An 8763-nucleotide genomic window follows, 5' to 3' on the forward strand; every position below is an offset into this window, starting at 1 on the left:
TCAGCATCTACCTTCCGCTGGCCACGCCGGGTCTCGCGATCGTCGGCATCCTCGCGTTCAACTACCACTGGAACGAGTTCTTCCGACCGCTCATCATGACGATCAGCGAGCAGAACTTCACGCTTCCACTGGGACTCGTCACGCTGCAGGGCAACCTCGGCACCGGCAGCGTGTCGACGGTTCTGGCCGGTGTCGTGATCTCGATGATCCCGGCGCTCCTGGTCTTCGTCTTCGGCCAGAAGCCGCTGCGCGAGGGCCTCACCGCAGGCGCGGGCAAGTAGCAGCACGATTCGAGCGGGCCTCGGCGCGCTCCGCGATCCGAGTGGGGATGCCGTCCCTACGACGATCGCGGGGCCACCGAGGCCCGCTCGATCAGTTCGCAGTCGACGACGACCTGCGCGGGCGCCGACGGAGCCGACCCGGAGAGCTGGTCGATCAGCATCCGCATGCCGATGCGGCCGAGCTCGTCGTGGGGGAGTCGCATCGTCGTGAGCGGCGGCACCATCACCGGGGCGACGTTCTCGTCGTCGTCGTAGCCGATGAGCGACAGGTCGCCGGGGATGTCGATGCCGCAGCGCGCGGCGGCCAGCGCCACACCGACCGCGGCGCGATCGTTGGCGGCGAGGATCGCGGTCGGCGGATCGGGTCTGCGCAGGATGGCGAGCGCTGCCTCGTAGGCCGTGTCGATGTTCCAGCCGCCGATGACCGGGTCGCGGGCGCGGATGCCGGCATCCGCCATCGCGTCGTGATAGCCCTGCAGGCGTTCGCGGGCGGCGAGGACGTCGAGGGTGCCGCCCAGCCACAGGATGTCGTGGTGGCCGGCGTCGAGCAGGCGCTGCGCCGCCCGTCGCCCGCCGGTCCGCTCGTCCGGCGAGACGCTCGCGACGCTGGCGTCGGCCGAGAAGCAGTTGATCATGATCGCGGGGCCGCCGGCGTCGCGGAGCGGGCCCGCGTCGTGCTCGTGCGTGCCCATCGCGGCGAAGGCGAGCGCGTCGACCTGTCGGGCGTGGAGGCGCTCGTACGCCACCGTCTCGACCGCGGGGTTGTCGTGCGTGTCGACGGTGAGCAGCAGATAGCCGTGCGCGGTGGCCACCTCGGTCGCACCGATGAGGATGTGACCGCCGTACGCCGTGCTCGCGATCGTGTCGGTGACGACGCCGATGGTCTGCGTGCGCTGGCGGCGCAGGCTCACGGCCACCGAGCTCGGCGTGTAGTTGAGCGCGCGCGCCGCCGCCCGGATGGTCGCCTGAGTGTCGGGGGCGATGTTGCCGTCGGCGCGGTCGTTGAGGACGAGCGAGACCGCGCTGCGGGACACGCCCGCCAGATTGGCGACGTCCTGTGACGTCGCGCGCCGTGGCCTCACGGGCACAGTCTAGGGGGGCCGGGTCGCCGCCTCACATTCGAGCCGGCTCTCGGCGTCCGCGAGCATCGAGCCGTCGTGGTAGTGTTGCTGAGGTTCACGGGCCTGTGGCGCAGTTGGTAGCGCGCTTCGTTCGCAATGAAGAGGTCAGGGGTTCGAATCCCCTCAGGTCCACCGTGTGTCGGCGGCACCGTGCAGTTCGCTCGCCGCCCGTCACGGGTGGTCGCGGCTCGCCTGTCCTGGTCGTATGGTCATGGCATGGCGCAGACGATCCTCTTCCGTGACGACATGTACGACGGGCAGCTCGCCCGCACCCTCTCCAACGCGTACTCGGGTCTCGCGGACCTCGGCGAGGCGTTCGCGGCGGCACACGCCGTCAAGCACGCCGAGCCCTCCGCGTGGTACTCCGCGTGGCACGCGATGGCCGAGCATACCGAGGGCCTCGCCGAGAGGATCGCCGATCCCGTCGGCAGGGCGAGCGCGCGGCTGCGGGCCAGCGAGTACCACCGGCAGTCGTACTTCTTCCTGCGCCATGACATCGCCGACCCGCGCCTGCAGAACGGCTTCCGCGCGCACGTGGAGAACTTCGCCGCGGCGCTGCCGCACCTGGGCGTCCACGCCGAGAGGCTCGCGATCCCCTACGAGGGACTGACGCTCAAGGCGTACCTGTTCGCGCCGGACGACTCCGGTGCGGCTCGGCCGACGATCCTGTTCCCGGCGGGCTACGACTCCTCCGCCGAGGACGGCTGGGCGTATGCGAGGCCGGCGCTCGAGCGCGGCTACAACGTCGTCTCGTTCGAGGGGCCCGGTCAGGGCGCCTCGCTGTACACGGACGGCCTGTTCTTCCGGCCGGACTTCGAGGCGGTGCTCACCCCGGTCGTGGATGCCGTCATCGCCCGTCCGGACGTCGACCCCGCCGCGGTGGTGCTCGTCGGCCGCTCCTTCGCGGGCTACCTCGCACCCCGCGGAGCCGCGTACGAGCATCGCCTCGCCGCGCTGGTGTGCGACCCCGCCCAGCCCGACATGGCGCAGCACCTGCCGCAGGGGCTCCTCGGCGCCGTCGCCGTGCCGGCCGCGACGGTCATCAGCGCGCTGTCGGGCAACCAGCGGGAGTTCTTCGGAGCGCGCATGGCGGCCCACGGCATCCATTCGATCTCCGACTACTTCGACGCGCTGCGCGAGTTCACGATGCTCCCCGAGGCAGGGCAGATCACCTGCCCGACCCTCATCGTCGAGTGCGAGGACGACTTCGCCGGCGGCGGCGGGCAGCTCCTCGCCGACGCCCTCACCGCGCCGCACGAGCTCGTCCATCTCACTGCCGCCGACGGCGCCGCAGGACACTGCGCCGGCCTGGGGCAGCGGGTCTGGGACGGCGTCGTCTACGACTGGCTCCATCGGGCCGTCGTCCCCGCCGACCGCTGAACGAGCGCGCACGACGCACGCCCGGAGGCATCGATCGTCAGGTCAGCAGGGCGGCGACCTTCTCGGCGGTCGCCTTGGCGGAGCCGGGATTCTGGCCCGTGACGAGGTTGCCGTCGACGACCGTGAAGGAGACGAAGGGGAGGAGCGCCTTCTCGTAGCGGGCGCCGCGCTTCTTCATCTCCTCCTCGGCGTTGTAGGGGACGAGCTTGTCCACGCGGGCGAGCACCTCCTCCTGCCACGCGAAGCCGGTCAGTCTGCGACCCGCGACGAGGAGGGACCCGTCGGAGAGCGTCGTGTCGAGCAGCCCGCAGTACCCGTGGCAGACGGACGAGACGATGCCGCCGGCCTCCCAGATCTCGCGCGTGATGCGCTGCAGGCCGGCGCTGCCCGGGAAGTCGTACATGACGGCGTGGCCGCCGGTGAAGTAGACGGCGTCGTAGTCGTCCGCGTCGATCTCGTCGGGGCTCGCGGTGCTCTCGAGCAGCGCCATGCGCGCCGGGTCGGCGTGCCACGCCTTCGCGCTCTTGTCGTAGCTCGGGAAGGCGAGCGAGCGCGGCTCGAGGGGCGAGGGCCCGCCCGAGGGGCTCACGATCGTCTGCTCGAATCCGTGCTCCTCGAACACCTGCCAGGCATGCGTGAGCTCCGACAGCCACAGTCCCGTCGGATGCGACGGGTCGTCGTAGTGCCCGACGTTGGTGACGACGTTCAGGATGCGTCTGGTCATGGGTGCTCTCCTTCGTTGACGGTGAGGACGGCGGCGATCGACGCGCGCACGCGTTCGTCGACGTCGGCGGCGGGATCGGGGCGGAGCTTGCCGTCGAGGTGCAGGAACGCCAGGCCGTGCGCCAGGCTCCACAGCCCGCGCGACAGGCTCGTGGCATCCGACCTCGGGAACAGGCGTCGGACCACGTCGAGCAGCATCTCGTGGAGTCGGCCCGCGGCGCGGACGCGCTCACTGTCGGCCTCGTCGCACTCGTGGCCGAACATCAGGCGGAACGACGCGGGATGCCGCAACGCGAACCTGACGTAGGCGACGGCGAGCGTCGCCACGACGTCGCCGGCGGGAGACGAGTCCGGAACGTCTGCCAGGGCGGCGTCGAGCTCCGCGCGGAGCCGGTCGAAGCCCTCGACGGCCAGCGCCGAGTCGAGCGCCTCGCGGTCGGCGAAATGCCGGTACGGTGCGGCGGGCGACACCCCGGCGCGACGCGCCACGGCGCGCATCGAGAGCTCCTCGCCAGCCTCCAGGGCCTGGGCCGCGGCCGTGAGCAGCGCGGCGCGGAGGTTCCCGTGGTGGTACGACCTCTCCGCCGTCGTCACGCGCATCGCCTCCTCATAATGTATGCAGTGCTAACATAGCGCATATGCAGACGATTCTGGGAGCCGGCGGTCAGATCGCGGTGGAACTCGCCCGGGAGCTCGCGGACAGCCACACGACCGATCTCCGGCTCGTGAGCCGCAACCCGCGCCCGGTCAACCCCTCCGACGCGCTGGCGCCGGCCGACCTGCTCGACGCGGCGCAGACCGCCGCGGCGGTCCGCGGCAGCGACACCGTGTACTTCACCGCGGGCCTGCCGGCGGACACGCGGCTGTGGGAGGCGCGGTTTCCCACGATGCTCGAGAACGCGCTCGCGGCGACGCGCGCCGCCGGTGCGGCCTTCGTGTACTTCGACAATACGTACATGTACCCGCAGGACGATCGAGTCCAGACCGAGGAGACGCCGTTCGCTCCCGTGGGGCCGAAGGGCCGGGTCCGGGCCGCGATGGCGTCGATGGTGCTGGACGAGCTGGCGCGAGGCGACATCCCCGTCCTCATCGCCCGGGCGCCGGAGTTCTATGGGCCGGGCAGGACGCAGAGCTTCACGAACGCTCTGGTCGTCGAACGGCTGAGGGCGGGCAGGAGGCCGCTCGTGCCGGTTCGCGACGACCGCAGGCGGACGCTCATCTGGACGCCGGACGCCAGTCGCGCGCTGGCACTCCTGGGCAACACCCCCGACGCGTTCGGTCAGACGTGGCACCTCCCGACCTCGGCCGATCGGCCCACGTACCGCGAGTTCGTCGCGACGGCGGCCGCGGCGTTCGGCAGAGAGCCCGCGTACACCGTCGTCCCGAACTGGGTGCTCAGGGCCGGCGGCGTCCTCTCGCCTCGGGTGCGGGAGATCGGAGAGCTGCTGCCGCGGTACGCGCACGACAGTCTCTTCGACTCCGGCATGTTCCGCTCGCGGTTCCCCGGCTTCCGCGTGACCACCTATGCCGAGGGGCTCGAGGCGATCGCGCGCGAGTCGTCGTAGCGGCATCCATCTCGGTCGTCAGCGTCGCCGGGCGGATGCCGCGAGCGCGGACTCCCAGGCGATCGTGCCGATCACGGTCGCCTCCAGTTGCGAGACGCGATCGTGGCCCGGCAAGGCATGGCGACGCCGAGGCGTTCGCGGCACAACGTCGGAGATCGGCGGTTCGTCGGATGCCGGGGCGTCCAGGCATCCGACACCGTGCAGATCTCCGACGAAACGCCGCGGGTGCGCGGGCGCACGCCGCGCCGCCGAACGTCAGCCCGCGCGGCCGACCCGCCAGTAGCCGGTGAACGAGATGCGGGCCTTGGGGACGCCGGCGGCGACGAGGTGCCGACGGCTCTCGGCCACGAGCTGCTGCTCGCCGGCGAGGTAGGCGTGCAGGGTGGTCGGGCGCTCCGGGATCCACGCGCGCACGGCGTCGAGCGCGAGCAGGCCCGGACGGTCGTGCGGGTCGGCCCGCGCCAGCCAGCGGACCTCGACACCGGCCGGCTCGTCCACGTCCTGCCGGTCCGCCGGATCGGGGATCTCGATGATCGCCAGGCCGGCGGTCTCGCGGGGCAGGTCCCGGAGGATGCCGGCCACGGCGGGCAGTGCGGACTCGTCGCCGACCAGCAGCACCTCTTCGGCATCCTCGATCGGGTCGAAGCCGCGGCCCTGATCGATGAAGGCGACCCGCTCGCCGGGCTGCGCGCGCTGCGCCCAGGGGCCCGCGATGCCGGTGTCGCCGTGGGCGACGAAGTCGACGTCGAGCTCGCCGAGCTCGGGGCGGTGCGCGCGCACGGTGTAGTTGCGGAACGGCGGCCGGGTGCCGGACTTCGCCGTCAGGTATTTCAGGTAGCCGCCCAGGCCGAAGCCCTCCGGCACGGCCGTGAAGTCGGTGTCGCCGTCGCCGCGGGGGAGGAAGAGCCGGAACCACTGGTCGTAGCCGCGTCGGGGCAGCCGCGTGAGGTCGTCGCCGCGGAAGGTCACCCGCACCATGTGCGGGGTGATCCGGTCGGTGCGGGCGACCTCGGCGGTGTACATGCCGGTGATCCTGCGGCCGTCGGTGAATCCCATGCGAGGCCTCCGGGAGTCTGGTTTGGTTAGCCTCATCTAACCTACCGAACAGTCGCCCGACCGACGATGCCTCGAGGCATTCGACGGGATGCCGTGGGCGGGTGCCTGCGGGAGGCGACGGCTATCCCGGGGCGCCCACGCGGATCGACAGCGCGGGCTTGCGCCGGTGGACGGACAGATAGCGCAGTCCCTCGGGCCCGGCGTCGATGCGGCGACGGGAGCGCCGCGGCAGCCAGACCAGTGCCCCGGGCGTCAAGGGGATCGACCCGGTCTCGGTGCCGAGCGTGCCGCCGCCGTCCAGGACGTGGAGGAGCACGTCGAGGTCGGGCCCGTCGTGGGCGTCGATCGCGTCTCCCGCGGGCAGGAGGATGACGTTCGCATCGAGGTCGCGGGCGGCCGGGGTCAGCTGCCACACCGATCCGCCGCGGCCCGGCCGGGGGTCGGTGAGGTCGGACGTGTCGGCGAGCGCGCGGGGGAGCGGCGTGCGGGTCGTGCGCCGGATGCGCACGCGCCACGCGCCGTCGGCGCCCTCGCCCAGCGACTCCCAGTCGAAGGCTCCGGGGAGCTCCCGCTCGAACTCCTCGCGCAGATGCCGCGGCTCGTGGTCGTTGACCAGGACGAAGGCCTGCCCCGCGTCGAGCTCGTCGTAGGCCGCGAAGATCCGGGGGTGGCGCTGCGGCTTGGGTATGGAGCGGACATCCAGCTCGAGGTCATCGGGCATCTCGCGATCCTTCCTCTTTTCTCCAATCGTATCTGTATAAAATGGGCGCATGCGACACGACGACCACGCCGACGATCGCCGCCGGCTCGTGATGCGCCGGCTGCAGGGCTCCTCGGAGCCCCTCGGCGTCGCGGCGCTGGCGGAAGGGCTGGGGGTGCATCCCAACACCGTCCGCTTCCATCTGGACGCGTTGGAGCGCGCCGGGCGCGTGGAGCGCGTCGCTTCGGTCGCGGCGGGGCGCGGCCGTCCGGCGTCGAGGTTCCGCGCGGTGCCGAGCCCGGACCGGGACGATCGTCGCTACGAGGTGCTCGCCGACATCCTGCTGGAGGAGCTCGGCACCGGCGACGACGCACGGGAGCGGGCCGAGGCCGTGGGGGCGCTGTGGGGACGTCGACGCGCCCACGGCCGCGGGGCGTCGGTCGAGCATCTCGTCGCCTCTCTGGACGAGCTCGGGTTCGCACCGGTTCGCACCGAGCCCGGGATCATCGAGCTGCACAACTGTCCGTTCCGCGAGGCCGTCCAGAACAGGGGCGACGTGGTCTGCGCGATCCACGCGGGACTGATGCGGGGAGCGCTCGCCGGAACGGGCGTGACCCCCGCGGAGCTCGAGCCGTTCGTGCGCCCGGGCGTGTGCCGGGCCCGGCTGGAGGGCGCGGCGGCATGACCGGCGGGGTGGCGGCGTCGGATTCGAGGCGGCCGAGGCGGTCGCACGGCTGGTCGGGGCGCTCGTGCTCCTGACCGCGACATGAGGAGGAGCGATTCACGATGCCACGGGACCGGACAGAGGTCAGATCGGTGGGTCTCGCCGCGACGGCCGAGAAGCTGCTCGCCGCCGCACGCACCGCGCATGCTCGTCGCGCCGCGGAGACCGTCTACGGCTCCCGCGACACGGTGCTGCGTCAGACGATGCTCGCGCTGTCGGCCGGCGGCGAGCTCGGCGCGCACGACAGCCCGCCCGAGGCGACTCTGCAGGTGCTGATCGGCCGCGTGCGCCTGGTCGGGGCAGGGCGATCCTGGGAGCTGGTCGCGGGCGACCTCATCGCGATCCCGCCCGAGCGCCACTCGGTGAGCGCTCTCGATGACAGCGTGTTCGTGCTCACCGTCATCCGCGCGGCATCCGGGGCGAGCGCGTCGTGATCGAGGACGAGGAGACCCCGCCCTTCGCGCAGCGCAAGGCGGAGGACACGCCCGGTCGCTGGCTGCTGGCCAGGCTCGGAAAGCGCGTGCTGCGTCCGGGCGGCCTGGGGCCAGCGGATCGCGGAGAGCGCGTCGTTCATCACGGAGACGGCCTTCTCGCACGCGAGCAAGGTCCGGCTCGTCGCGGATGCCGCTGACGCCGGCTACCTGGTGCACCTGCACGTCATCATCGTCCCGGGTCGAGCTCACGGTGCAGCGCGTGCGAGAACGCGTGCGACGGGGCGGGCACACGGTGCCCGAGCAGAAGATCCGCGATCGCCATGCGCGCCTGTGGGCTCCCGTGCGGGCGGCGATCCAGATCGCCGACGTGACCGAGGCGCTCGACAACAGCAGTGCGCGCACCCCGTTCCGCGAGTGCGCGACGTGCCAGCGCGGACTGCTCGTGGGAGAGGCGACCCGGCCGGCGTGGGCGCCCGCTGCACTGCGCGATTCCGACTAGGCGTCGGTGCGGAGGAACCGGGTCGCCGCGACAGCGCCGACCAGCAGGATCCACGCGGCGAGGACGAGCGTGCCGGTGCCCGCGGTGAGCACGGCATCCGTCGAGTCGTAGAGCTGCATGCCGGCGAGGCCGGGCAGCCACCGCGCGTGCTCGGTGAGCGCCGCGACGAGCGGCGGGAGCAGCAGGACGAGGCTCAGCATGCCGACGAGCGCGGGGATCAGGTGCCGCACGAGCAGCGCCGCGGCGTAGGACAGCATCCCGATGAGCGTCAGGTAGCACG

The 8763-nt window shown here is 72.1% G+C and carries 10 protein-coding genes, 1 tRNA gene and 2 pseudogenes; 7 read left to right on the forward strand and 6 right to left on the reverse strand.

Annotated features, from left to right (window positions below; all coding sequences use genetic code 11):
• Positions 1–281 (forward strand): annotated as a pseudogene (locus WML84_RS10245) (carbohydrate ABC transporter permease); the annotation flags it as partial.
• Positions 282–337: 56 nt separating this feature from the next.
• Here WML84_RS10245 and WML84_RS10250 read toward each other — a convergent pair.
• A complete protein-coding gene (locus WML84_RS10250) occupies positions 338–1369 on the reverse strand; it encodes a LacI family DNA-binding transcriptional regulator (RefSeq protein ID WP_347346045.1) in 1032 nt (343 codons plus the stop codon).
• 92 nt (positions 1370–1461) lie between these two features.
• Between WML84_RS10250 and WML84_RS10255 the strand changes: the two genes are divergently transcribed.
• Both WML84_RS10255 and WML84_RS10260 read left to right on the forward strand, forming a co-directional pair.
• Positions 1462–1534, forward strand: a tRNA-Ala gene (locus WML84_RS10255).
• Positions 1535–1618: 84 nt separating this feature from the next.
• A complete protein-coding gene (locus WML84_RS10260; protein WP_347346046.1) occupies positions 1619–2782 on the forward strand; it encodes a CocE/NonD family hydrolase in 1164 nt (387 codons plus the stop codon).
• A 37-nt stretch (positions 2783–2819) separates the two neighbouring features.
• On the opposite strand, the gene WML84_RS10265 is transcribed toward WML84_RS10260, so the two are convergent.
• A complete protein-coding gene (locus WML84_RS10265) occupies positions 2820–3506 on the reverse strand; it encodes a type 1 glutamine amidotransferase domain-containing protein (protein ID WP_347346047.1) in 687 nt (228 codons plus the stop codon).
• A complete protein-coding gene (locus WML84_RS10270; protein ID WP_347346048.1) occupies positions 3503–4105 on the reverse strand; it encodes a TetR/AcrR family transcriptional regulator in 603 nt (200 codons plus the stop codon). The genes WML84_RS10265 and WML84_RS10270 overlap by 4 nt, the downstream gene beginning before the upstream one ends.
• A 38-nt stretch (positions 4106–4143) precedes the next feature.
• On the opposite strand from WML84_RS10270, the gene WML84_RS10275 reads away from it, so the two are divergent.
• On the forward strand, positions 4144–5070 hold the full coding sequence (locus WML84_RS10275) for an NAD-dependent epimerase/dehydratase family protein (protein ID WP_347346049.1): 927 nt from the start codon (positions 4144–4146) through the stop codon (positions 5068–5070).
• A 255-nt stretch (positions 5071–5325) separates the two neighbouring features.
• Here the strand turns inward: WML84_RS10275 and WML84_RS10280 are convergent, their stop codons facing one another.
• Entirely contained in the window at positions 5326–6126 is an 801-nt protein-coding gene (locus tag WML84_RS10280) for a siderophore-interacting protein (RefSeq protein WP_347346050.1), read from the reverse strand.
• A 121-nt stretch (positions 6127–6247) separates the two neighbouring features.
• Positions 6248–6847 carry a DUF2249 domain-containing protein gene (locus WML84_RS10285; RefSeq protein WP_347346051.1) on the reverse strand — a complete coding sequence of 200 codons (600 nt, stop codon included), beginning with the start codon at positions 6845–6847 and terminating at the stop codon, positions 6248–6250.
• 49 nt (positions 6848–6896) lie between these two features.
• Between WML84_RS10285 and WML84_RS10290 the strand changes: the two genes are divergently transcribed.
• The 3 genes from WML84_RS10290 (at position 6897) to WML84_RS10300 (ending at position 8483) form a co-directional block, all read left to right on the forward strand.
• Entirely contained in the window at positions 6897–7511 is a 615-nt protein-coding gene (locus WML84_RS10290) for a helix-turn-helix domain-containing protein (protein ID WP_347346052.1), read from the forward strand.
• A 131-nt stretch (positions 7512–7642) separates the two neighbouring features.
• Positions 7643–7984 carry a cupin domain-containing protein gene (locus WML84_RS10295; protein ID WP_347346053.1) on the forward strand — a complete coding sequence of 114 codons (342 nt, stop codon included), beginning with the start codon at positions 7643–7645 and terminating at the stop codon, positions 7982–7984.
• A 259-nt stretch (positions 7985–8243) separates the two neighbouring features.
• Positions 8244–8483 carry a hypothetical protein gene (locus tag WML84_RS10300; RefSeq protein WP_347346054.1) on the forward strand — a complete coding sequence of 80 codons (240 nt, stop codon included), beginning with the start codon at positions 8244–8246 and terminating at the stop codon, positions 8481–8483.
• Here WML84_RS10300 and WML84_RS10305 read toward each other — a convergent pair.
• Positions 8480–8763: pseudogene (locus WML84_RS10305) on the reverse strand (hypothetical protein); the annotation flags it as partial. The gene WML84_RS10300 and the pseudogene WML84_RS10305 sit on opposite strands and share 4 nt — an antisense overlap.

The sequence above is a fragment of the Microbacterium sp. genome (assembly GCF_039812165.1).
Lineage (GTDB): Bacteria > Actinomycetota > Actinomycetes > Actinomycetales > Microbacteriaceae > Microbacterium.

What these genes read in the sequence shown, in the direction of transcription:
- WML84_RS10260 (WP_347346046.1), top strand. Translation starts at nt 1,619, where the DNA reads ATGGCGCAGACGATCCTCTTCCGTGACGACATGTACGACGGGCAGCTC.
- WML84_RS10265 (WP_347346047.1), bottom strand. Translation starts at nt 3,506, where the DNA reads ATGACCAGACGCATCCTGAACGTCGTCACCAACGTCGGGCACTACGAC.
- WML84_RS10270 (WP_347346048.1), bottom strand. Translation starts at nt 4,105, where the DNA reads ATGCGCGTGACGACGGCGGAGAGGTCGTACCACCACGGGAACCTCCGC.
- WML84_RS10275 (WP_347346049.1), top strand. Translation starts at nt 4,144, where the DNA reads ATGCAGACGATTCTGGGAGCCGGCGGTCAGATCGCGGTGGAACTCGCC.
- WML84_RS10280 (WP_347346050.1), bottom strand. Translation starts at nt 6,126, where the DNA reads ATGGGATTCACCGACGGCCGCAGGATCACCGGCATGTACACCGCCGAG.
- WML84_RS10285 (WP_347346051.1), bottom strand. Translation starts at nt 6,847, where the DNA reads ATGCCCGATGACCTCGAGCTGGATGTCCGCTCCATACCCAAGCCGCAG.
- WML84_RS10290 (WP_347346052.1), top strand. Translation starts at nt 6,897, where the DNA reads ATGCGACACGACGACCACGCCGACGATCGCCGCCGGCTCGTGATGCGC.